Below are 22680 nucleotides of genomic sequence, written 5' to 3'. Positions count from 1 at the left end.
AAGATTATGGCTAACGCAATTATTGAAAAAGCTAAAGAGAGAATGACCCAGTCTCACCAATCACTTGCTCGTGAATTTGGTGGTATCCGTGCTGGTCGTGCCAATGCAAGCTTGCTGGACCGTGTACATGTAGAATACTACGGAGTAGAAACTCCTCTTAACCAAATCGCTTCAATTACGATTCCAGAAGCGCGTGTTTTGTTGGTGACACCATTTGACAAGTCTTCATTGAAAGACATCGAACGTGCCTTGAATGCCTCTGATCTTGGTATCACACCAGCTAACGACGGTTCTGTTATTCGTTTGGTTATCCCAGCTCTAACAGAAGAAACTCGTCGTGACCTTGCTAAAGAAGTGAAGAAGGTCGGCGAAAATGCTAAAGTGGCTGTCCGCAATATCCGTCGCGATGCTATGGACGAAGCTAAGAAACAAGAAAAAGCAAAAGAAATCACTGAAGACGAATTGAAGACTCTTGAAAAAGACATTCAAAAAGTAACAGACGATGCTGTCAAACACATCGACGACATGACTGCCAACAAAGAAAAAGAACTTTTGGAAGTCTAAAAATAAACAGAAAAACTCAGTTGGCATTGCTGGCTGAGTTTTATTCGAAAGAAGGAAATATGAATACAAATCTTGCAAGTTTTATCGTTGGGCTCATCATCGATGAAAACGACCGTTTTTACTTTGTGCAAAAGGATGGTCAAACCTATGCTCTTGCTAAGGAAGAAGGTCAACATACAGTAGGGGATACGGTCAAAGGTTTTGCCTACACGGATATGAAGCAAAAACTCCGCCTGACAACCATAGAAGTGACTGCCACTCAGGACCAATTTGGTTGGGGAACTGTAACGGAAGTTCGTAAAGACTTGGGTGTCTTTGTGGATACAGGCCTTCCTGACAAGGAAATCGTTGTGTCACTCGATATCCTCCCTGAGCTTAAGGAACTTTGGCCTAAGAAGGGCGACCAACTTTACATCCGTCTTGAAGTGGACAAGAAAGACCGTATCTGGGGTCTCTTGGCTTATCAAGAAGATTTCCAACGTCTGGCTCGTCCTGCCTACAACAACATGCAGAACCAAAATTGGCCAGCCATTGTATACCGTCTCAAGCTGTCAGGAACTTTTGTTTACCTGCCAGAAAATAACATGCTTGGCTTTATCCATCCTAGCGAACGCTATGCAGAGCCACGTTTGGGACAAGTTCTAGATGCGCGTGTCATTGGTTTTCGTGAAGTGGACCGTACCTTGAACCTTTCCCTTAAACCACGTTCTTTTGAGATGTTGGAAAATGATGCTCAGATGATTTTGACTTATTTGGAAAGCAATGGCGGTTTCATGACCTTAAATGATAAGTCATCTCCAGACGACATCAAGGCAACCTTTGGCATTTCTAAAGGTCAGTTCAAGAAAGCACTCGGTGGCTTGATGAAGGCTGGCAAAATCAAGCAAGACCAGTTTGGGACAGAGTTGATTTAGGCCTTATAGACATGAAAAAGAAACTTGAAGAAATGAGTTTAGAGGAACTCTGGCAACTTTTTCCTATTTTTCTAGTAGAGTACAAGTCAGAGTGGAAAGACTGGTATGAATCGGAAAAAGCAAATCTGAAAAAAATATTGGGTGCCAATGTTATTAAAAGAATAGAGCATATCGGTAGCACTGCTATCCCTAATATTTGGGCCAAAAATATCGTCGATATTCTGCTAGAAGTAGGTAGAATAGAGGATTTAGCAAGAGTTAGGGATTTATTGGTGAAGAATGGTTGGCTAGTGATGTCGGAGAATCCTAACAGGATTTCGCTAAATAAAGGCTATACAGAGCAGGGATTTGCTGAGAAAGTTTTTCATTTACATTTGCGAATGACGGGAGATCATAACGAGATTTATTTTAGAGATTATCTTTGCCAGCATCCAGATATCGCCCAAGCGTATCAGGAATTAAAACTCAGTTTGTGGAAACAATTTGAACACAATCGAGACGCATATACAGATGCGAAAACGGATTTTATAAACCACTATGTGTCAGAGGCTAAGTCCAGTAATTTTTAATAATCAGAAAAGTTTCATCAAAAAAGTCTTGATAGGAGAAAGAATTGAGAAAATCATTTTACACTTGGCTCATGACCGAGCGCAACCCTAAAAGTAACAGCCCCAAAGCAATTTTGGCAGACCTCGCTTTTGAAGAGTCTTCCTTCCCAAAACACACCGATGATTTTGATGAGGTGAGTCGCTTTTTAGAAGAACATGCCAGTTTCTCTTTTAACCTAGGAGACTTTGACGCTATCTGGCAAGAATACTTAGAACACTAGCATGATTCACTGGGTTTGGGCTAGTAATTTCTCCACCCCTTTGCTATAATAAAAAGAAATAAAAGGATTAGAGAGGTTCTTTATTTGAAGGAACATTCAATAGACATTCAACTGAGTCATCCAGATGACTTGTTTCATCTTTTTGGTTCCAATGAGCGCCATCTTCGTTTGATGGAAGAAGAGCTTGATGTGGTGATTCATGCTCGTACGGAGATTGTCCAAGTTTTGGGAGAAGAGACTGCCTGTGAGGAAGCTCGTCAGGTTATTCAAGCTCTCATGGTCTTGGTGAATCGTGGGATGACGGTTGGGACGCCAGATGTGGTGACTGCAATTAGCATGGTTAAAAACGATGAAATCGACAAGTTTGTCGCCCTTTACGAAGAAGAAATCATCAAGGATAATACTGGGAAGCCTATCCGTGTCAAAACACTGGGTCAAAAACTTTATGTGGACAGTGTCAAACAGCATGATGTGACCTTTGGAATTGGGCCTGCAGGGACAGGGAAGACCTTTCTTGCAGTTACTTTGGCAGTGACAGCTCTTAAACGTGGTCAGGTTAAGCGAATTATCCTGACTCGTCCAGCAGTGGAAGCAGGTGAGAGTCTTGGATTTCTTCCGGGTGACCTCAAGGAAAAGGTCGATCCTTACCTTAGACCTGTTTATGATGCCTTGTATCAGATTCTGGGAAAAGACCAAACCACTCGACTCATGGAGCGTGAAATTATCGAGATTGCGCCCCTTGCCTATATGCGTGGACGAACCTTGGATGATGCCTTTGTCATTCTCGATGAGGCGCAAAATACGACCATCATGCAGATGAAGATGTTTTTGACTCGTTTAGGCTTTAATTCTAAGATGATTGTCAATGGAGATATCAGTCAGATTGACCTGCCACGTAATGTCAAGTCCGGTTTGATTGATGCCCAAGAAAAGCTTAAGAACATTCACCAGATTGACTTTGTTCATTTTTCAGCCAAGGATGTGGTTCGCCATCCAGTTGTCGCTCAGATTATCCGAGCTTATGAACCAGTACCAGTTAAAAATGAAGAGCGTGAAGAAGTCCAAGAAGAAACAGAATAGCAAAAAAGAGCAGTTCAGGTGGACTTGCTCTTTCTTTTATCTGATAATTAGATTTTTTATACTAGTTCATCAATTGGAGTATGTTTTTTATCGAGACCTTGGGCTACTGGAAGACTGGTTAAGTAACCTTGATAAGTGGTCACACCTTGGCGCAAGCCTTCATCTTCAGAGATTGCTTGTGCGAATCCTTTGCCAGCCAAAGCTTCGATATAAGGAAGAGTGACATTGGTTAGGGCAATGGTAGAAGTACGGGCTACCGCACCGGGGATGTTGGCAACGGCATAGTGGAGCACACCGTGTTTTTCATAGACGGGTTCATCATGAGTTGTGACACGGTCAGCTGTCTCGATAACGCCCCCTTGGTCAACGGCAACGTCCACAATGACAGAGCCTGGACGCATTTGCTTGACCATCTCCTCTGTCACCAATTTTGGTGCTTTGGCACCTGGGATGAGAACCGCTCCGATCACCACATCCGCATCTCTCACACTGGCTTCGATGTTGAGCGAATTGGACATAAGAGTTTGAATTTGGTGACCAAAGACCTCCTCTAAAACGGAGAGACGTTTAGCACTGATATCAAGGATGGTTACTTGTGCACCAAGACCAAGAGCAATTCGAGCAGCATGGGTCCCTACGACACCACCACCGATGATGGTTACTTTCCCTTTAGGTACACCCGGTACACCACCCAGTAGGACGCCAGAACCTCCTGCTTGCTTAGTTAGGAAATGAGCACCGATTTGGACTGCCATACGGCCTGCAACCTCACTCATAGGTACGAGAAGTGGTAACTGACCTTGGGAATCACTGACGGTTTCATAGGCAATCCCCGTTGTTTTCGCTACTAGCATAGCATCTGCTAATTCAGGAGCAGCGGCCATGTGTAAGTAGGTAAAGAGAAGCAGGTCGTCACGCAAGTACCCATATTCAGAAGCTAATGGTTCTTTTACTTTCACGACTAACTCTGCAGCCCAAGCTTCACTAGCAGTAGCGACAATCTCAGCTCCTTGCTTTTGATAGTCAGCATCAGTAAAGCCAGAACCGAGACCAGCATTTGTTTCGATAAGGACGCGATGACCACGACCGACTAAGCTGTGGACACCAGCAGGTGTGAGGGCAACACGGTTTTCATTATTCTTAATTTCTTTTGGAATTCCGATTAACATAGAGAAAAACTCCCTTTCTATTGACGGGTTATAAATGATTTATCACAATTTTCTATAAAATAAGGTGATGATTTTATTCTATATGAAACCGCTTTAAAAATCAAGAAAAACTTGTTGTAACTTCTTTTTTATGCTAGACTGATAGAAAATACTTTTGAATGGTAGAAACGTATGGAATCAATCTTTTTAAAACTAGCCAGCATTCAATAGTGGAGACATAGCGTTTATTGCTTAGATTTCTATCCTTGGATGATACGGAAGCAATGTTTGAGTGTACATCAGATAAGAAAAAAGGAGACTCTCTTGGACGAAAAGCAAATTATAAAGTTAAAGGACGTTGAATTTGTAGGCATTGGTAATTTTGAAGGGGAAACAGTTTTTTTTGATAAGAAAACAGACAAGATGTTCTTAGGTCATTCTAAAACAAAGTTTAAAGTGTCTCCTATCGCTTTCTCAACAGGAGTAGCACTTATCCTTTATGTGATTGTAAGAGAAATAACAAAAGTTCAGGTGTTTAGTGGTTTTTGGCCCTTGATGTTTGGTTTTTTTCTAATGATCATTATCTCCAAACTTCTCTACAGACCTGCTTTGAATGAAGAATTAGTTATTAGACCTTTCGTGCTTTCAAATACTGATATGATGACTTTTCTTCAAAACGAGAAGAAAAATATAGTTAAGAGTCATCTCATTATACTACTGGGATTTCTTTTTCCAGTGATTTTTTCAATAATTTATTTATTGATTTCTAGTTTTTTGTTTCTATTTTTAGCCATTTTATTTTTTATGTTCCCCCTATTGTTATTAAACACGAAACCAGTACAAAGATATAAAGTGATTCATATGTTAGACAAAAAATATTCCACTAAGGAAAAGGATTCATGAAAAAATATTTAAAAAATATGGTTCCGATAGGAACAATTGATAAAAATCCAGTTTATTTTGATAAAAAGGATTCTGGTTTATACATAGTAAGAAAAAAGACTTCTTTTTGGGAAACTGCTGGCAGTAGCTTGATCATGATTCTTTATGTCATAATTGGAAGAGTCAATTCCAAATACTATTTAACCATTCTGGGAAGATATCAATTTCTAATGATTGGCATCCTGATTTCCTTTATAATAGCCTTTGTTGTTTGTTATGTTACGTACCATCGTGAGAGGCAAGTTGAAAAACTTCAATTAGAGGAAAAAGCAATGAGAGACTTCGTGTTAAGAGAGCGAAAGAATGTCTTTTTTACCTATTTATCTCTTATCATATTCCCACTAATTATAATATTTTTTGCGAACCTCTTTATCACATATGGCAATCTTCCGTGGGGAGTTGTTTCAGTTTTATTTATGACTATGTATTTTATGTTCTTTTATAATAAAATATTCCAAAGAGGAAAAATCATAAATGGACTTTATAAAGCTTATAATTAAGAAAGATAATTATGAAAAGCAACACTAAAAATTTCGTTGCCCTAGGTATATATCAGGAAAAATCTGTCTACTATAACAATGAAAATCATCAACTTTTATATCCAACAAAGGATAAAACTAATGGAGCAGCTACCATTACTGGTTACAGTTCAATTGCTCTTGTTTTATATATTGTTTTGAGAAGTATAAGTGAAGATGGGAAAGTACCAACAGATCTTCGTATACTGTCTTTAATCTTTGCTTATATTATCATTAGTATTGGTAGCAGTCTATTCCTTTATTATGTTTTAAACCGTGTCATTGAGTTAGAAGAATTTCGAATTGATTTAATAAACTATCAAAACTTTTTAAAGCAAGAAAAAAGGAATGTTTTAATATTATATATAACGATGCTCTGTTTTTTGATTATAGGAATAGTGACTGCTGCAATTTTTATAAGTTCGGGTAATTATATTAGTCTTGTATTAACTTTATCATCATATTTTATCGTATACACTATTTTAAATACCAAATTGATTAAACGCAGCATGATATTGAGACAGTTATACAAAGAATTAGAAAATAAAGATATTTAATTGATAGATCGAGTTCTATACATTTTTTTCTTTATCGAAAAATTCGAATAAGCTGATTAAGCTGTGATTTTTAATTAAACGGACTTAGAGTTAGGTCAATTTAGGAGGTTAATGTGAAAGAAAAAACAGTGAGAGAAGTTGAAGAATTAAATAAAGCATATTTTAAAAGCTTAGCGAACACTCGCGCATCAGCAAGTATGATGGTTATTTCATGGACAGGAGTATTTATATTAGCACTAGAAATTTTCATTTTTTATTACTATTTTGATACAGTCGCTATAATAAATCCATTTATGAATTGGTTCTTTGATTTACTCTTGATTGCTTGTTTCTATCTTATTATTGCTTTTTTCATTCCATTAGTTGGTCTCTTTGTATATAAGAAGCAAATTTTGTCAACAATTTTTCTGCTACTAGTCTATATGGTCATATACTTTTCTCTGCAGTTGATGATGCTTTTGATTATAGTTACTTCTATTTCAACGAAGGAATTTACTATAGGATTCTCTCTATATTCTCCAATTTTTATTCCATTTTTAGTTATTTGTACAATTTGTAGTTTTATTTATCAGTATTTTTGGCTAAAAAGAGAGTTAAAAAAAGGTTTTTCTATCAATAGAACAATGGGTAATTATTTTGCAAAATCCAGTGCTTATAGTAAGAACTCTCTTCTTATTATTTTTATAGTTTCTATGATAGGCGGTCTTCTTTCAGGTAAGTTGATACTTATTTTTGGAATTCTTGGAGCTCTTCTTTTCAGCTATGCATTTTCTCAATTGATTACAGAAGTTGCCTACCTTTTATATCTAAAAATTCAGAGCAAGGAGTATTGGGAAGATGTGCCTACGAAAAAAGAGACTTTTCGAGATTTATTTAAGGGATTCAGTTTAAAGAAAGCAAAAATTCGTATCCCACTTGAGATGGTAGCTTTTGCAATATTATTAGGGATTATTAATTATAGTGGTTATTCAGATGAGAGCATTAAGCGACCTATTTGGCTGGTCTGGAGTGTTAAATTGTTCATCTATGCAATAGAACTGGATATTTTGGGAAGTTTTATTCTTTATGTCATAAAAAAAGTAAATACTAGATTCAAAAAAGGAAAGAAAAAACAGTGAAAGAAGTTGAAGATTTAAATAAAGTATATTTTAAAAACTTAGCGAACACTCGCGCATCTGTAAGCATGATGTTGATTTCATTTACAGGAGCCTTCGTTTTGGCATTGTTTCTGCTTTTCCAATATTTTTATTTTGTTAAAGGCTACGGAATAAATCCTTTGGAAAATTACTTTTTTGATTTTGTCTTGATTTATGTTATTTATCTTGTCGTGGCAACCGTTATTCCACTAGGAATGACATTTATTTATCGTAGACAGATTTTTTCAACCATATTATTACTTTTATCTTATATAGGTATTTTTTTATCTTTGATACTTATATCTTATATTATTCTTGTTTATTCAGGGACTAATTTGCAAGAATATAACGAACGTTCATTATACACCATTCCTTTTTTGTTAATCTGTACAGTTGTTGGTTTTGTTTATCACTATTTTTGGCTAAAAAGAGAGTTAAAAAAAGGTTTTTCTACCAATAGAACAATGGGTAATTATTTTACGAAATCTAGTGCCCACAATAATAATTCTCTTCTCATTATTTTTACAGTTTCCATGCTAGGCGGTCTTCTTTCTGGTAAGTTTGCGATAGTTTTAGGAATTCTAACAGCGGTACTTTTTATCTATGGCTTCTCCCAACTCATCACAGAAGTCGCCTATCTTTTATATCTAAAAACTCAAAGCAAGGAATATTGGGAAGATGTGCCTACGAAAAAAGAGACTTTTCGAGATTTATTTAAGGGTTTCAGTTTAAAGAAAGCAAAAATTAGAATTTCCCTTGAGATTTTGTTTTGTTCAATATTCCTAGGTATTATGTATAATATAGGCTATTTTAGTCCTAGTTCATACACCCCCCTTTGGCTTATTTGGCTTGGGAGAATATTTATAATCTCGATAGGGCTGGATATTTTGGGGAGCTTTATTCTATCTATGATGAAAAGATTAAAAACTGGATTAAAAAAGGAAAGAAAAAACAGTGAAAGAAGTTGAAGAATTAAATAAAGCTTATTTTAAAATCTTAGCGAATACTCGCGCATCTGCAAGTATGATGGTTATTTCATTTACAGGAGCAGTCATCTTTGGAGTAGAGCTATACCTAATTGATTTTGGTCTGCAAAAGTCATCGAACATATTTTTTAATTTTATTTTATTATATTCGGTCTATCTTATAGTGGCAACTGTGATTCCACTAGGGATGAGTTTTATTTATCGTAAACAAATTTTATCAACTATTTTATTACTATTATCGTATATAGGAATTTTCTTATCGTTAATGCTAACGTGTTATATTTTGTTTACAGTTAATAATAATGGCTTTCAAGAATTAAATGAATCGTCAATACCAGTCATTTTGTTTTTAGTATTCTCTACAGTTTGTGGCTTTATTTATCACTATTTCTGGTTAAAACGACAACTGAAAAACGGTTTTTCTGCAAGTCGAACGGTGAGAAATTACTTTGCCAAATCCAGTGCCTACAGTCAAGAATCTATTCTCATTATTTTTATGTTAGTATTGTTAACTAGTGCTTTTTTAGGGAAGTTTGCTATGGTTTTAGGTATTACAAGTACACTCCTTTACTGTTATGCTTTCCCCCAATTGATTATTGAAGTAGTCTATCTTTTATATCTTAAAACTCAAAGCAAGGAATATTGGGAAACAGAACCGGACGGAGAGGTCAGTTTTAGAAATTTATTCAGAAATTTATTTAAAGAATTTAGTCTGACGAAAGCTAAAATTCGCATTCCTCTTGAAATATTTTTACTTCTTCTTATTATTTACATTGATGGGGGAAATGCCTACATCAATGTATTTATTAATCAAACACGTTGGCTGCTTTGGCTTATTAGAATATTTATAATCTCAGTAGGACTAGATATTTTGGGAAGTTTTATTCTTTATGTCATAAAAAAAGTAAATACTAGATTCAAAAAAGGAAAGAAAAAATGATGAATCTTCATTGTCAGTAGGACTCTGAATTATGTAATTATTGATTTTAAGAAACATTTAGAAATGCTTCCAAAGACCAGAAAACTCTCTGCTCTAGAATCAGTTATCTGGTATTCTTTGTTCGCGCTTCTTGTTATCACTTCTTTTTTATGCTAGACTGGTAGAAAATACTTTTGAATGGTAGAAACGTATGGAATCAATCTTTTTAAAACTAGCTCAGTATCCCATAGTCGAGACTGAGCGTTTATTGCTTAGACCTGTAACCTTGGATGATACGGAAGAAATGTTTGAGTATGCCTCGGACAGAGAAAATACGCGCTACACTTTTCAAACAAATCAAAGTTTGGAAGAAACCAAGAATAACATTACTCAGTTCTACTTGGCTAATCCCTTGGGACGTTGGGGGATCGAATTAAAAGATAATGGCAAGTTTATCGGAACCATTGACTTGCACAAGATTAATCCTGTTCTTAAGAAGGCAGCTATTGGCTACATTATCAATAAAAAGTATTGGAGTCAAGGATTGACGACAGAAGCCAATCGTGCTGTGATTGAGCTAACTTTTGAGAAGATAGGGATGAATAAGTTGGTTGCTTTACACGATAAGGACAATCCTGCGTCAGGAAAGGTCATGAAGAAATCAGGTATGCATTTTTCCCATGCAGAACCATATGCTTGTATGGACCAGCATGAAGAAGGCCGAATCGTGACCAGAGTTCATTATGTCTTGACCAAGGAAGACTATTTTGCAAATAAATAAGCAGTTGAGAAGAAATTTTCAACTGTTTTTTCATCCTCTTACGAATAATCTAAGAGAGGAGAAAATATGGAAGCAATTATCGAGAAAATAAAAGAGTATAAAATCATTGTCATCTGTACTGGTCTGGGCTTGCTTATAGGCGGATTTTTCCTGCTAAAGCCAGCTCCACACACACCTGTCAAAGAAACGAATTTGCAGGCAGAAGTTGCAGCTGGTTCCAAGGATTCATCGACCGAAAAGGAAGTGAAGGAAGAACCCTTTGAACAAGACCTAATCACAGTAGATGTGAAGGGGGCTGTTAAATCGCCTGGGATTTATGATTTGCCTGTAGGTAGTCGGGTCAATGACGCTGTTCAAAAGGCGGGTGGCTTGACAGAGCAAGCAGACAGCAAGTCACTCAATCTAGCTCAGAAAGTTAGTGATGAGGCTCTGGTTTACGTTCCAACTAAGGGTGAAGAAGCAGCTAGTCAGCAGACTGCTTCTGGGACGGCCTCTTCAACGAGCAAGGAAAAGAAAATCAATCTCAACAAGGCCAGTCTGGAAGAGCTCAAGCAGGTCAAGGGTCTGGGTGGTAAACGAGCTAAGGATATTATCGACCATCGTGAATCAAATGGCAAGTTCAAGTCGGTTGATGAACTCAAGAAGGTCTCTGGCATTGGTGCCAAGACCATAGAAAAGCTAAAAGACTATGTTACAGTGGATTAAGAATTTCTCTATTCCCCTAATTTACCTTAGTTTTCTGTTACTTTGGCTTTACTACGCCATTTTTTCTGCATCCTATCTTGCTTTGTTGGGCTTTGTTTTTCTGCTAGTCTGTCTCTTTATCCAATTTCCTTGGAAATCTGCTGGAAAAGTTCTAGTAATTTGTGGAATCTTTGGATTTTGGTTTGTTTTTCAAAATTGGCAACAGAGTCAAGCAAGTCAAAATTTGGCGGATTCTGTTGAAAGGGTACGGATTTTGCCTGATACTATTAAGGTTAATGGTGACAGTCTATCCTTTCGTGGCAAGTCTGATGGACGCATTTTTCAAGTCTATTATAAACTCCAGTCCGAGGAGGAGAAAGAACAATTTCAAGCTTTAACAGCCCTTCATGATTTGGAACTTGAAGGAAAACTATCAGAGCCAGAAGGGCAGAGAAATTTTGGTGGCTTTGACTACCAGGCTTATCTGAAGACTCAGGGAGTTTTCCAGACTCTCAATATCAAAAAAATACAGTCCCTTAAACAGGTTAGCAGTTGGGATATAGGAGAAAATCTATCCAGTTTACGCCGAAAGGCTGTGGTTTGGATTAAGACGCACTTTCCAGACCCTATGCGTAACTATATGACGGGTCTCTTACTGGGACATCTGGATACAGACTTTGAGGAGATGAACGGGCTTTATTCTAGTTTAGGAATTATCCACCTATTTGCCTTATCAGGCATGCAGGTAGGTTTTTTCATGGATGGTTTTAAGAAACTTCTCTTACGATTGGGCTTGACTCAAGAAAAGTTGAAATGGCTGACTTATCCCTTTTCCATTATCTATGCAGGTATGACAGGATTTTCAGCTTCGGTCATTCGCAGTCTCTTGCAAAAGTTACTGGCTCAACATGGTGTTAAGGGCTTGGATAATTTTGCCTTGACTGTGCTTGTACTCTTTATTATCATGCCCAACTTTTTCCTGACTGCAGGAGGAGTTTTGTCATGTGCTTATGCTTTTATCTTGACAATGACTAGCAAAGAAGAGGAGGGGCTTAAGGCTATTGCCAGAGAAAGTCTGGTTATTTCTTTGGGAATATTACCCATTCTATCCTTTTATTTTGCGGAATTTCAACCTTGGTCCATCCTCTTGACCTTTGTCTTTTCCTTTCTTTTTGACTTGGTCTTCTTACCGCTCTTGTCTATCTTATTTGCCCTTTCCTTTCTTCATCCAGTCATTCAGCTGAATTTTATTTTTGAATGGTTGGAGGGAATGATTCGCTTTGTATCACAGGTGGCAAGTAGACCTCTGGTCTTTGGACAACCCAATGCATGGATTTTAATCTTATTGTTAATTTCCTTGGCTTTGGTCTATGATTTGAGGAAAAACATTAAAAGGCTAGCAGTGTTGAGCTTATTGATTACAGGTCTCTTTTTCTTGACCAAGCATCCACTGGAAAATGAAATCACCATGCTGGATGTTGGGCAAGGGGAAAGTATTTTCCTACGGGATGTAACTGGTAAAATCATTCTCATAGATATCGGTGGCAAGGCAGAATCTAGCAAGAAAATCGAAAAATGGCAAGAAAAGGCGACGACCAGCAATGCCCAGCGAACCTTGATTCCTTATCTAAAAAGTAGAGGAGTAGCCAAGATTGACCAGCTAATTTTGACAAATACGGACAAGGAACATGTCGGAGATTTGTTAGAGGTGACCAAGGCTTTCCATGTAAGGGAGATTTTAGTATCAAAAGGCAGTCTGAAACAAAAGGAATTTGTTTCAGAACTACAGGCAACTCAAACCAAGGTGCGCAGTGTGACAGCAGGAGAGAACTTGCCAATTTTTGGAAGTCAGTTAGAAGTCCTATCTCCAAGGAAAATTGGAGACGGAGGTCATGAAGATACCCTGGTTTTGTATGGAAAACTCTTGGATAAAAACTTTCTTTTCACTGGAAATTTGGAGGAGAAAGGAGAGAGGGACTTGCTGAGGCAATATCCTGACCTAGAAGTGGATGTTTTGAAATCTAGTCAACATGGCTCTAAAAAATCATCAAGTTCAGCCTTTCTAGAACAGCTCAAACCAGAGTTTACTCTCATTTCAGTTGGAAAGAACAATCGAACGAAACGCCCCCATCAGGAAACCTTGACTCGACTGGAAGGTATCAATAGTAAAGTTTACCGAACTGACCAGCAAGGAGCTATACGCTTTAAAGGGTGGAGGAGTTGGAAAATAGAAAGCGTTCGGTAGGAAGGAGACAAATATTATATATTAGTAAAACAAACTAAAAATCTATTGCATAATAATGATAAAAACGATATAATGAAAGCGTCTTCAATATCGGTGATATAAAACCATTAAAAATTAGCAAAAACCGTTTAATTAGTTAGTTTATGATCTATTGGTCTTTTTTAGTCCAGTGTATCTGCTGTTAGCGTTCTTAAAACTTATCGGTATGGTTGGAATACCTACTATAAGTCTAGTATGAATTGCTAGAGATATGACTATATTAATCCCCTGTTATGGTATCGTTATGACAGCTATTCAGAGTATAAAGTTGGTTCTGGCTGGAATTACGATTGTTATGAGGTACTAAACTACTACAGCGGAGGCTATTAATCCAAAAAGGAGGGCTAGGTATGTTGCATCTTACTCATGTGACCTTAAAAACGCGACAAGTCATTTTACAAGATGTTGATTTTACATTTGAAAAGGGTAGGATTTATGGTATTCTTGCTATCAATGGCTCTGGAAAGACGACACTGTTCCGCGCCATTAGCAATTTAATTCCTATAACTAGTGGAAATATTGCAGCCCCTCCTTCTTTGTTTTATTATGAGAGTATTGAATGGCTGGATGGAAACTTAAGTGGGATGGACTACCTTCGTCTTATCAAAAACATCTGGAAGTCAGGGCTGAACTTGGGGGATGAAATTGATTACTGGGAAATGTCTGACTATATCAGCCTTCCCATCCGTAAGTATTCCTTAGGTATGAAGCAACGCTTGGTGATTGCCATGTATTTCCTTAGTCAGGCGAAATGCTGGCTTATGGATGAGATTACAAATGGCTTAGATGAGTATTATCGACAGAAGTTTTTTGATAGGCTGGCACAAATCGATAGACAAGAACAGCTGGTTCTTTTAAGTTCCCACTATAAGGAAGAGTTGCTTGATGTCTGCGATAGAGTAGTAACCATTCATCAGGGGCAGATAGAAGAGGTTTAGTTTATGAAAGATATTAGTCTATTTTTATTAAAAAAAGTTTTCAAAAGTCGCTTAAACTGGATTATCTTAGCTTTATTTGTATCTGGACTCGGTGTTACCTTTTATTTTAATAGTCAGACTGCAAACTCCGTTAGCTTGGAGAGCGAGTTGGAAACCCGTCTTGTAAAAGATGAGAGAGTCATCAATGAATATGAAGAGAAACTCTCCCAAATATCTGATACCAACTCGGAGGAATACCAGACTGCTAAAATTAATTTAGAATCGGAAAAAAATCTTTTGACTCAAAAGAAAGAAATTCTGGCTTTGTTAAGAGAAGGACGCTGGAAAGAAGCCTACTATTTGCAGTGGCAAGCTGAGGAAAAGAGTTATGAAATTGTATCGAAGCAACCGACTTCTAGTTCTGACTTAAAAATGGCGGTTGACCGCGAACGAAAGACTTACCAAGCCCTATATCCCTTGAACATAAAAGCCCACAATTTAGTTTATCCGACCCACGGGATTGATCAGATTGTCTGGATTTTAGAGCTTATCATCCCAAGCTTGTTTGTGGTTGCTATTATTTTTATGCTAACGCAACTATTTACAGAAAGATATCAAAATCATCTGGATACAGCTCACTTATATCCTTTTTCAAAAGTGAAATTTGCAATATCCTCTCTTGGAGTTGGAGTGGGTTATGTAACTGTGCTGTTTATCGGAATCAGCGGATTTTCTTTTCTAGTGGGAAGTCTGACAAGTGGTTTTGGACAGTTAGATTATCCCTACCCGATTTATAGCTTAGTGAATCAAGAGGTAACTATTGGAAAGATACAAGATGTGTTATTTCCTGGCTTGTTCTTAGCTTTCTTAGCCTTTATCGTCATTGTGGAAGTTGTGTATTTGATTACTTACTTTTTCAAGCAAAAAATGCCTGTCCTCTTTCTGTCACTTATTGGGATTGTTGGCTTATTGTTTGGCATCCAAACAATCCAGCCTCTCCAAAAGATTGCACATCTGATTCCCTTTACTTACTTGCGTTCAGTGGAGATTTTATCTGGAAGATTACCTAAGCAAATTGATAATGTCAATCTGAATTGGAGTATGGGAATGGTCTTACTTCCTTGCCTGATTATCCTTTTGTTAGTGGGAATTCTATTTATCGAAAGATGGGGAAGTTCACGTAAAAAGGAAGTTTTTAATAGATTCTAGCTTTCCTACAGGGAAAATAAGTAAAAACTAACATAGAGAGGGAATCAACTTGATTCTCTCTTTTTGATTCGAAAACCAAGTCAAAATATAAACACAAACTTTTCAAAAAAATAACTTTTTATCTTGACAAGGGCTAGAAAACTTGATATCATATAAAAGTTGAGAAAAGCAGAAGTGAGAGCTTCTCGCCTTGTGACATTAAGTTGCCTGGCCCTACGGATGAAAAGTTTCTAAGAAACGCTATCATAACGTGCGGGCTTGTATATTTACGAGTCCGCTATTGTTTTTCTCTAATAAAACAAAAGAGGTGAAAACCATAGCAAAGCAAGACTTATTCATCAATGATGAGATTCGTGTACGTGAAGTTCGCTTGATTGGTCTTGAAGGAGAACAGCTAGGCATCAAGCCACTCAGTGAAGCGCAAGCTTTGGCTGATAATGCTAATGTTGACCTAGTATTGATTCAACCCCAAGCCAAACCGCCTGTTGCAAAAATTATGGACTACGGTAAGTTCAAATTTGAGTACCAGAAGAAGCAAAAAGAACAACGTAAAAAACAAAGTGTTGTTACTGTGAAAGAAGTTCGTCTAAGTCCAACTATTGACAAGGGTGACTTTGATACAAAACTTCGCAATGCACGCAAATTCCTTGAAAAAGGAAATAAAGTTAAGGTATCTATTCGCTTTAAGGGTCGTATGATTACCCATAAAGAGATTGGTGCAAAAGTTTTAGCCGAGTTTGCTGAAGCAACTCAAGATATTGCCATCATCGAACAACGTGCTAAAATGGATGGACGTCAAATGTTCATGCAATTGGCGCCAGCGACTGACAAAAAATAATTGTCAGAAAGTTAAATAAAGGAGAAAAAATCATGCCAAAACAAAAAACACACCGCGCATCAGCTAAACGTTTCAAACGTACAGGTTCTGGTGGACTTAAACGTTTCCGTGCTTACACTTCTCACCGTTTCCACGGAAAAACTAAGAAACAACGTCGTCATCTTCGTAAAGCATCTATGGTGCATTCAGGAGATTACAAACGTATCAAAGCAATGCTTACTCGCTTGAAATAATAGCTTGACTGTAAGTAAACAATTCTAGGAAATATTTGGAGGAAATAAAACATGGCACGTGTTAAAGGTGGCGTTGTATCACGCAAACGTCGTAAACGTATTCTTAAATTAGCAAAAGGTTACTATGGAGCTAAACACATCTTGTTCCGTACTGCAAAAGAACAAGTAATGAACTCTTACTACTATGCATACCGTGACCGTCGTCAGAAAAAACGTGACTTCCGCAAATTGTGGATCACTCGTATCAACGCGGCAGCTCGTATGAACGGACTTTCATACTCACAATTGATGCATGGTTTGAAATTGGCTGAGATCGAAGTTAACCGTAAAATGCTTGCTGACTTGGCTGTTAACGATGCAGCAGCTTTCACAGCTCTTGCAGATGCAGCTAAAGCAAAACTTGGTAAATAATAACAGATAAGACTGGAACAGGATTGTCCCAGTCTTTTTAAAAATAAAGGAGAAAAATATGGCTTCAAAAATGCTACACACTTGCTTGCGAGTAGAAAACCTTGAAAAATCAATCGCATTTTATCAAGATGCTTTTGGATTTAAAGAATTGCGTCGCAAAGATTTTCCAGACCATGCCTTCACGATTGTTTATCTAGGTCTTGAGGGTGACGACTATGAGTTGGAATTGACTTATAACTACGATCACGGTCCTTATGTGGTTGGAGATGGGTTTGCCCACATCGCCCTCAGTACACCTGATCTTGAAGCTCTTCATCAAGAGCACAGTGCAAAAGGCTATGAAGTGACTCAGCCAAATGGTCTACCTGGAACTGCACCTAACTATTACTTTGTTAAAGACCCTGATGGCTACAAGGTCGAAGTCATTCGTGAAAAATAATCTCGTGAGGTCAAGTAGAATGTTCGTTTTCTACTTGACTTTTTTTAGCTGAAAGAGTATACTAATAAAAATTTAACCTTTAAGGGGAGTCCAGAGAGACTCACAAGGTGTCAGATAAAAGAATAGTACAATTTTCTAGAGGAGACTTTTTGAGTGTGCTCTATTGTTTTGTATGATTTTAACTGAGACCTTGCAATCGCAAGGTCTTTTATTTATCTGGTCCCCTTAAAATTTAAGGAGGAAAAGTCATGAATCCCACATGTAAGAAACGCTTGGGTGCCATCCGTTTGGAAACCATGAAGGTGGTTGCACAGGAGGAAATCGCGCCAGCAATCTTTGAATTAGTCCTAGAAGGAGAAATGGTTGAAGCCATGCGAGCTGGCCAATTTCTTCATCTGCGTGTGCCTGATGATGCTCATCTTTTGCGTCGCCCTATTTCAATTTCGTCTATCGATAAGGTTAAGAAGCAGTGTCATCTCATTTATCGGATTGAGGGAACTGGGACAGCTATTTTCTCAACCTTAAGTCAGGGAGATACTCTTGATGTGATGGGGCCTCAGGGGAATGGTTTTGACTTGTCTGACCTAGATGAGCAGAGCCAGGTTCTTCTCGTTGGTGGGGGGATTGGTGTTCCACCCTTGCTTGAGGTTGCCAAGGAATTGCATGGACGTGGAGTGAAAGTAGTGACAGTCCTCGGTTTTGCTAATAAGGATGCTGTTATCCTTGAAAAGGAATTAGACCAATATGGGCAGGTCTTTGTAACAACAGATGATGGTTCTTTTGGCATCAAGGGGAATGTCTCCGTTGTTATCAAGGATTTAGACAATCAATTTGATGCTGTTTACTCATGTGGGGCTCCAGGAATGATGAAGTATATCAATCAAACCTTTTATGACCACCCAAGAGCCTATTTATCTTTGGAATCTCGTATGGCTTGTGGGATGGGGGCTTGCTATGCCTGCGTCCTAAAAGTGCCAGAAAGCGAGACGGTCAGCCAACGCGTCTGTGAAGATGGCCCTGTTTTCCGCACAGGAACAGTTGTATTATAAGGAGAAAATTATGACTACAAATCGTTTACAAGTTTCTCTACCAGGCTTGGATTTGAAAAATCCGATTATTCCAGCATCAGGCTGTTTTGGTTTTGGTCAAGAGTATGCCAAGTACTATGATTTAGACCTTTTGGGTTCTATAATGATCAAGGCGACAACACTTGAAGCCCGTTTTGGCAATCCAACTCCAAGGGTGGCAGAAACACCCGCTGGTATGCTCAATGCAATTGGCTTACAAAATCCTGGTTTGGAGGTTGTTTTGGCTGAAAAGTTACCTTGGCTGGAAAGAGAATATCCAAATCTTCCTATTATCGCTAATGTGGCTGGTTTTTCAAAACAAGAGTATGCGGCTGTTTCTCAAGGTATTTCTAAGGCAGTCAATGTAAAGGCTATTGAGCTCAATATTTCTTGCCCCAATGTTGACCACTGTAATCATGGACTCCTGATTGGCCAAGATCCAGATTTGGCTTATGATGTGGTGAAAGCAACTGTGGAAGCTTCTGATGTGCCAGTTTATGTCAAACTAACCCCTAGTGTGACCGATATCGTTACTGTCGCAAAGGCAGCAGAGGATGCAGGAGCAAGTGGATTAACCATGATCAATACTCTAGTTGGAATGCGCTTTGACCTCAAAACCAGAAAACCAATCTTGGCCAATGGAACAGGTGGAATGTCTGGTCCAGCAGTATTTCCAGTAGCCCTCAAACTCATCCGCCAAGTCGCTCAAACAACAGACCTTCCCATCATTGGAATGGGGGGAGTGGATTCGGCTGAAGCTGCCCTAGAAATGTATCTGGCTGGAGCATCTGCTATTGGAGTTGGAACAGCTAACTTTACCAATCCATATGCCTGTCCTGATATCATCGAAAATTTACCAAAGGTTATGGATAAATACGGCATCAGCAGTCTAGAAAATCTCCGCAAGGAAGTAAAAGCCAGCCTTAGATAAGCTAGACCATCCTTATTGTTAATAAGAAATAGAATTTTCATCATTTTGTAATATTTTCATCTTTTAACTATGTTAAAATAAAGTTAATTACGAATGATGTAGATGAATATCTACTTAGGGGAGTAAAATGAAGAGAACACTACTTGTAAGCACGGCAGTGCTTGCATTGGCAATTGTGCCCACAACATCAGTCTTTGCTGAAGATAGTAAAACAACAGACCAAAGTCAAACGACGAATAAGAGTCAATCTGTGGACAAAAATCAGTCTTCTAAAGATAAAAATCAGACACCAGCATCAGAAGAGAAAAAAGTTGTTGAAAATACAAAGAATGAAACTGAAAAGACGGGAAAAAAGAAAGAACCAGTTGTTGTAAAAGAAAATAATTCTAAAAAAGAGGCTATTTCAAATAAAGAAAAAGTTGAAGAAGCTCATAAGAATGATTGGCAGAAAGAGCATGGGAAATGGCTTTTTTATGAGAATAATCAACCAATCAAAAACTGGAAAAAAATTGCGGGTGTCTGGTATTTCTTTGATCAACATGGAATCATGGCCAGCAATAGAATTGTTAATGACTATGCTTTTCATACTAGTGGAGCAATGGTAGAAAATTCCTGGTTGAAAATTGCGGATAAATGGTACTATGCTACAGATTCAGGAAAGATTGTTCGTAATAGATGGGAAAAAATTGGCAATGTTTGGTATTACTTCAAGCAAGATGGAGTTATGGCTAGCAATGCTATAGTGAACGATTATCTTCTTAATAGTAGTGGGGCGATGGCTCAAAATGCTTGGGTGAAGATTACTGATAAATGGTATTATGCTACAGATTCAGGAAAAATCCTTCGTAATAAATGGGAAAAAATTAAGGGCGCATGGTATTATTTTAATAATGATGGTGTGATGGCCAGTAATCAGTGGAAAAATGCTTACTATCTAAAAAATAGTGGAGCAATGGCTGAAAAAGAATGGATTTTTGATAAATCTTATAATAGCTGGTTTTACCTAAAATCAGGTGGTGCTTATGCTTCACGTGAATGGATTGGTGCTTATTACCTCAAATCTGGTGGTTATATGGCCAAGAATGAATGGATTTTTGATCCTAACTACAATGCATGGTACTACCTGAAAGAAGATGGAAGCTATGTTACTGGTGGTTTTAACATCAAAAATAAAGAGTACTTCTTCCAAGATAACGGAAAGTGGATTCAAAGTCCAAAATATTTTAAGGTTAAACCAATCACAGCCTATATTTATAGCGAATCAGGAGATATTTTGAGCTATGTCAATCAGGGAAGTATTGTGACCTATGATGGCTCTAAAAGCAAGGGTATTCGTCTAGCTGTTTCAATATCAGGCTTGTCCGGTTATATGAATCAAAGTGATTTGGCTTTAGTTGAGGAAGAAAGTGAGTTTATTCCTCACTATACTACTGACGGAAGATTCCTATACCATGAACTTTCTCCATACACTAGTATACGGGTAGCTCCACATACTTCAGCTATGAAAATTGGTAAGAAGTATTATTCAAAGGATGGAGAACATTTCGATGGGTTTACTATCAAAAATCGTTTCCTTTTCAAGAATTTAACTGAACCAACCAACTATAGTGCGGATGAATTAAATAGAGTTTATTCGATGATGAATATCCGAAACAGTCGTCTTGCCGGTAAAGGAGCAATTTTTAAGGAAGCTGAAAAACGTTACGGTGTCAATGCTCTCTATTTAATGGCTCACAGTGCGCTAGAAAGTGCTTGGGGACGTAGCCAAATTGCTAATGATAAAAATAACTTCTTCGGTATAGCTGCTTACGATACCAGTCCCTATGATTCCGCTAAGAAATTTGATGATGTAGACAAAGGAATTCTTGGTGCGGCCAAGTGGATTCGTGAGAACTATATTGACCGTGGAAGAGATCACCTTGGAAATAAAGCGACGGGAATGAATGTACGCTATGCATCAGATCCGTACTGGGGTGAAAAAATAGCTAGTATCATGATGAATATCAATAGTCGACTTGGTGGAAAAGATTAAAAGATAAGCAACGATAACTGCTGAAAAGTGGTTGTCGTTTTTTTATTTTTCCGTAGATTTAAGAAGATAAAATGGAGTGAAGTATAGTCAAAAAGCCGTTTCAAAGCGGTTTTTAACAATAATAATATATAATAAAATTGATTATTTTGATATATTGTAGTAAAATAAAATAAAAATGCTAAAGGTAATTAAAAAGATGTTAAAGATGAAGAAGTTTGTTTATGTTAGTCTATCCATTTTGTCAGCCTTTACTTTGGCGGCTTGTTCTGGTCATAAGGGAGAAGCAAAAGTTTCAGAGGCAAAAGTGGAACAAACACAAGCTAAGTTTGATGAGAAGTTGTTCAAAGAAGCTGGTCTCTTGCCCTTTAAAAATGAAAAACAGCTTGAGCTTGGAGAACTGGATTCTAAAAATCGTGCGACGGGTGCTCATATTCAGCTAAAGGATAGCGATGAGCCAACTGAAAAAAGAGCTTCAAAATTAACCTATGATCCAGTTGGGTGGCACAATTATAAATTTTTCTACGGAGATGGACGGGAAGAAGCTTGGTTGATGAGTAGAGGTCATTTAATTGGTTACCAATTTAGTGGTTTGAATGATGAAAAGAGAAATTTAGTTCCTATGACTAACTGGCTTAATGCTGGAAACTATTCTGGAACTGACGAATATAACCAGAGTAGTATGCTATACTATGAAAATCGATTAGATTCATGGCTCGATAATCATCCTAACTACTATCTTGATTATAAGGTGACACCAATTTATCAGAAAGATGAGCTAATTCCCAGACAGCTTGAGTTGCAATATGTAGGCGTTGATGAAAATGGTAAACTCTTGGAAATTAAATTGGAGAGCAGTAAGGAAAAGGTTGATAAGTATTCTGTAACACATGTCATTTTAGATAATGTTTCGGCTAATGCAGAAATTAACTATTTGGATGGTACTGCTAAAAACCTAGTTGAAGACGCAAAGGTAAAAGAAGAAAAAGAAAAAGCCAAGAAGGAAGCTGAGGAAAAGGCTAAGAAAGAGGCGGAGGAAAAAGCAGAAGCCGAGAAGAAGGCGAAAGAAGAGGAAGAAAAGGCTCGTCAAGCAGAACAAGAAAAGGAAGAGAGTCAGGAATCAAACACGCAATCAGCAAATTCAGGTGGTTATTTCAAAGATTCCAGAGGAAGATGGCATAAACCAAATGGCAAGTATGCCTCTAAGAAAGAAATTAAAGCAGCTGGATTGCAGTGGTAGGAAAAATTTAGTAGATATACAGTC

At 37.7% G+C, this 22680-nt stretch carries 25 protein-coding genes and 1 other annotated feature; of the genes, 24 read left to right on the top strand and 1 reads right to left on the bottom strand.

What is annotated here, in order from left to right; genetic code table 11:
* The first annotated feature begins 6 nt into the window (after window positions 1-6).
* The 5 genes from frr to SK578_RS07210 all read left to right on the top strand — a co-directional run bounded on the left by frr (window position 7) and on the right by SK578_RS07210 (window position 3387).
* Entirely contained in the window at window positions 7-564 is a 558-nt protein-coding gene (frr, locus tag SK578_RS07230) for a ribosome recycling factor (protein WP_001262225.1), read from the top strand.
* A 59-nt stretch (window positions 565-623) separates the two neighbouring features.
* Window positions 624-1478, top strand: coding sequence for an RNA-binding virulence regulatory protein CvfB (gene cvfB / locus SK578_RS07225; protein ID WP_001095435.1), 855 nt, complete (start codon window positions 624-626; stop codon window positions 1476-1478).
* A gap of 11 nt (window positions 1479-1489) precedes the next feature.
* The gene (locus tag SK578_RS07220) at window positions 1490-2047 is read left to right on the top strand and encodes a GrpB family protein (RefSeq protein WP_042751346.1); all 558 of its coding nucleotides are present in this window, start codon (window positions 1490-1492) and stop codon (window positions 2045-2047) included.
* Between the two features lie 44 nt (window positions 2048-2091).
* Complete coding sequence (locus SK578_RS07215) at window positions 2092-2307, top strand: YozE family protein (RefSeq protein WP_001232089.1); 216 nt, start codon at window positions 2092-2094, stop codon at window positions 2305-2307.
* An 84-nt stretch (window positions 2308-2391) separates the two neighbouring features.
* On the top strand, window positions 2392-3387 hold the full coding sequence (locus tag SK578_RS07210) for a PhoH family protein (protein ID WP_042751345.1): 996 nt from the start codon (window positions 2392-2394) through the stop codon (window positions 3385-3387).
* Window positions 3388-3443: 56 nt separating this feature from the next.
* On the opposite strand, the gene ald is transcribed toward SK578_RS07210, so the two are convergent.
* Window positions 3444-4556, bottom strand: coding sequence for an alanine dehydrogenase (gene ald, locus SK578_RS07205; RefSeq protein ID WP_042751344.1), 1113 nt, complete (start codon window positions 4554-4556; stop codon window positions 3444-3446).
* Between the two features lie 303 nt (window positions 4557-4859).
* Here ald and SK578_RS07200 point away from each other — a divergent pair, with 303 nt between their 5' ends.
* From SK578_RS07200 to SK578_RS07105, 19 genes are all read left to right on the top strand, one after another.
* Window positions 4860-5438, top strand: a complete 579-nt coding sequence (locus SK578_RS07200) for a hypothetical protein (RefSeq protein WP_042751343.1) — start codon at window positions 4860-4862, stop codon at window positions 5436-5438.
* Window positions 5435-5977: a hypothetical protein gene (locus SK578_RS07195; protein WP_000760366.1), complete on the top strand. Its 543-nt coding sequence runs from the start codon at window positions 5435-5437 to the stop codon at window positions 5975-5977. Before SK578_RS07200 ends, SK578_RS07195 begins: the two co-directional genes overlap by 4 nt.
* An 11-nt stretch (window positions 5978-5988) precedes the next feature.
* A complete protein-coding gene (locus SK578_RS07190; protein ID WP_023947752.1) occupies window positions 5989-6552 on the top strand; it encodes a hypothetical protein in 564 nt (187 codons plus the stop codon).
* A 113-nt stretch (window positions 6553-6665) separates the two neighbouring features.
* On the top strand, window positions 6666-7670 hold the full coding sequence (locus SK578_RS07185; protein ID WP_042751342.1) for a hypothetical protein: 1005 nt from the start codon (window positions 6666-6668) through the stop codon (window positions 7668-7670).
* On the top strand, window positions 7667-8656 hold the full coding sequence (locus SK578_RS07180; RefSeq protein WP_042751341.1) for a hypothetical protein: 990 nt from the start codon (window positions 7667-7669) through the stop codon (window positions 8654-8656). The genes SK578_RS07185 and SK578_RS07180 overlap by 4 nt, the downstream gene beginning before the upstream one ends.
* Complete coding sequence (locus tag SK578_RS07175) at window positions 8643-9614, top strand: hypothetical protein (RefSeq protein WP_042751339.1); 972 nt, start codon at window positions 8643-8645, stop codon at window positions 9612-9614. Before SK578_RS07180 ends, SK578_RS07175 begins: the two co-directional genes overlap by 14 nt.
* Before the next feature lie 190 nt (window positions 9615-9804).
* Complete coding sequence (locus SK578_RS07170; protein ID WP_042751338.1) at window positions 9805-10374, top strand: GNAT family N-acetyltransferase; 570 nt, start codon at window positions 9805-9807, stop codon at window positions 10372-10374.
* Window positions 10375-10440: 66 nt separating this feature from the next.
* A complete protein-coding gene (locus tag SK578_RS07165) occupies window positions 10441-11079 on the top strand; it encodes a helix-hairpin-helix domain-containing protein (RefSeq protein ID WP_042751337.1) in 639 nt (212 codons plus the stop codon).
* Window positions 11063-13303, top strand: coding sequence for a DNA internalization-related competence protein ComEC/Rec2 (locus tag SK578_RS07160; protein WP_042751336.1), 2241 nt, complete (start codon window positions 11063-11065; stop codon window positions 13301-13303). Before SK578_RS07165 ends, SK578_RS07160 begins: the two co-directional genes overlap by 17 nt.
* 389 nt (window positions 13304-13692) lie before the next feature.
* Window positions 13693-14280, top strand: coding sequence for an ABC transporter ATP-binding protein (locus tag SK578_RS07150; protein ID WP_042751335.1), 588 nt, complete (start codon window positions 13693-13695; stop codon window positions 14278-14280).
* Between the two features lie 3 nt (window positions 14281-14283).
* On the top strand, window positions 14284-15468 hold the full coding sequence (locus tag SK578_RS07145; protein WP_042751334.1) for a membrane protein: 1185 nt from the start codon (window positions 14284-14286) through the stop codon (window positions 15466-15468).
* A 160-nt stretch (window positions 15469-15628) separates the two neighbouring features.
* Window positions 15629-15760: a sequence feature (ribosomal protein L20 leader region), on the top strand.
* 15 nt (window positions 15761-15775) lie between these two features.
* Window positions 15776-16306, top strand: coding sequence for a translation initiation factor IF-3 (infC, locus tag SK578_RS07140; RefSeq protein WP_000848180.1), 531 nt, complete (start codon window positions 15776-15778; stop codon window positions 16304-16306).
* 32 nt (window positions 16307-16338) lie between these two features.
* The gene (gene rpmI, locus SK578_RS07135) at window positions 16339-16539 is read left to right on the top strand and encodes a 50S ribosomal protein L35 (protein ID WP_001125943.1); all 201 of its coding nucleotides are present in this window, start codon (window positions 16339-16341) and stop codon (window positions 16537-16539) included.
* A 51-nt stretch (window positions 16540-16590) separates the two neighbouring features.
* Window positions 16591-16950, top strand: a complete 360-nt coding sequence (rplT, locus tag SK578_RS07130) for a 50S ribosomal protein L20 (RefSeq protein WP_000124834.1) — start codon at window positions 16591-16593, stop codon at window positions 16948-16950.
* A gap of 58 nt (window positions 16951-17008) precedes the next feature.
* Window positions 17009-17389 carry a lactoylglutathione lyase gene (gene gloA / locus SK578_RS07125; protein WP_042751333.1) on the top strand — a complete coding sequence of 127 codons (381 nt, stop codon included), beginning with the start codon at window positions 17009-17011 and terminating at the stop codon, window positions 17387-17389.
* A gap of 248 nt (window positions 17390-17637) precedes the next feature.
* Window positions 17638-18438: a dihydroorotate dehydrogenase electron transfer subunit gene (locus SK578_RS07120; protein WP_042751331.1), complete on the top strand. Its 801-nt coding sequence runs from the start codon at window positions 17638-17640 to the stop codon at window positions 18436-18438.
* Window positions 18401-19387 carry a dihydroorotate dehydrogenase gene (locus SK578_RS07115; protein WP_161683540.1) on the top strand — a complete coding sequence of 329 codons (987 nt, stop codon included), beginning with the start codon at window positions 18401-18403 and terminating at the stop codon, window positions 19385-19387. Before SK578_RS07120 ends, SK578_RS07115 begins: the two co-directional genes overlap by 38 nt.
* A gap of 127 nt (window positions 19388-19514) precedes the next feature.
* The gene (locus SK578_RS07110; RefSeq protein WP_042751329.1) at window positions 19515-21419 is read left to right on the top strand and encodes a glucosaminidase domain-containing protein; all 1905 of its coding nucleotides are present in this window, start codon (window positions 19515-19517) and stop codon (window positions 21417-21419) included.
* A 205-nt stretch (window positions 21420-21624) separates the two neighbouring features.
* Window positions 21625-22656 (top strand): DNA/RNA non-specific endonuclease, encoded by a 1032-nt coding sequence (locus tag SK578_RS07105; protein ID WP_042751328.1) that lies wholly within the window; start codon window positions 21625-21627, stop codon window positions 22654-22656.
* The last annotated feature ends 24 nt before the right edge of the window (window positions 22657-22680 follow it).

The sequence above is a fragment of the Streptococcus mitis genome (assembly GCF_000722755.1).
Taxonomy (GTDB): domain Bacteria; phylum Bacillota; class Bacilli; order Lactobacillales; family Streptococcaceae; genus Streptococcus; species Streptococcus mitis_CM.
Note: the sequence above shows the minus strand (reverse complement) of the source record. Positions and strands in the feature narration are given on the sequence as shown.

What these genes read in the sequence shown, in the direction of transcription:
- frr (WP_001262225.1), top strand. Translation starts at nt 7, where the DNA reads ATGGCTAACGCAATTATTGAAAAAGCTAAAGAGAGAATGACCCAGTCT.
- cvfB (WP_001095435.1), top strand. Translation starts at nt 624, where the DNA reads ATGAATACAAATCTTGCAAGTTTTATCGTTGGGCTCATCATCGATGAA.
- SK578_RS07220 (WP_042751346.1), top strand. Translation starts at nt 1,490, where the DNA reads ATGAAAAAGAAACTTGAAGAAATGAGTTTAGAGGAACTCTGGCAACTT.
- ald (WP_042751344.1), bottom strand. Translation starts at nt 4,556, where the DNA reads ATGTTAATCGGAATTCCAAAAGAAATTAAGAATAATGAAAACCGTGTT.
- SK578_RS07195 (WP_000760366.1), top strand. Translation starts at nt 5,435, where the DNA reads ATGAAAAAATATTTAAAAAATATGGTTCCGATAGGAACAATTGATAAA.
- SK578_RS07190 (WP_023947752.1), top strand. Translation starts at nt 5,989, where the DNA reads ATGAAAAGCAACACTAAAAATTTCGTTGCCCTAGGTATATATCAGGAA.
- SK578_RS07170 (WP_042751338.1), top strand. Translation starts at nt 9,805, where the DNA reads ATGGAATCAATCTTTTTAAAACTAGCTCAGTATCCCATAGTCGAGACT.
- SK578_RS07165 (WP_042751337.1), top strand. Translation starts at nt 10,441, where the DNA reads ATGGAAGCAATTATCGAGAAAATAAAAGAGTATAAAATCATTGTCATC.
- SK578_RS07160 (WP_042751336.1), top strand. Translation starts at nt 11,063, where the DNA reads ATGTTACAGTGGATTAAGAATTTCTCTATTCCCCTAATTTACCTTAGT.
- SK578_RS07150 (WP_042751335.1), top strand. Translation starts at nt 13,693, where the DNA reads ATGTTGCATCTTACTCATGTGACCTTAAAAACGCGACAAGTCATTTTA.
- SK578_RS07145 (WP_042751334.1), top strand. Translation starts at nt 14,284, where the DNA reads ATGAAAGATATTAGTCTATTTTTATTAAAAAAAGTTTTCAAAAGTCGC.
- rpmI (WP_001125943.1), top strand. Translation starts at nt 16,339, where the DNA reads ATGCCAAAACAAAAAACACACCGCGCATCAGCTAAACGTTTCAAACGT.
- rplT (WP_000124834.1), top strand. Translation starts at nt 16,591, where the DNA reads ATGGCACGTGTTAAAGGTGGCGTTGTATCACGCAAACGTCGTAAACGT.
- gloA (WP_042751333.1), top strand. Translation starts at nt 17,009, where the DNA reads ATGGCTTCAAAAATGCTACACACTTGCTTGCGAGTAGAAAACCTTGAA.
- SK578_RS07120 (WP_042751331.1), top strand. Translation starts at nt 17,638, where the DNA reads ATGAATCCCACATGTAAGAAACGCTTGGGTGCCATCCGTTTGGAAACC.
- SK578_RS07115 (WP_161683540.1), top strand. Translation starts at nt 18,401, where the DNA reads ATGGCCCTGTTTTCCGCACAGGAACAGTTGTATTATAAGGAGAAAATT.
- SK578_RS07110 (WP_042751329.1), top strand. Translation starts at nt 19,515, where the DNA reads ATGAAGAGAACACTACTTGTAAGCACGGCAGTGCTTGCATTGGCAATT.
- SK578_RS07105 (WP_042751328.1), top strand. Translation starts at nt 21,625, where the DNA reads ATGAAGAAGTTTGTTTATGTTAGTCTATCCATTTTGTCAGCCTTTACT.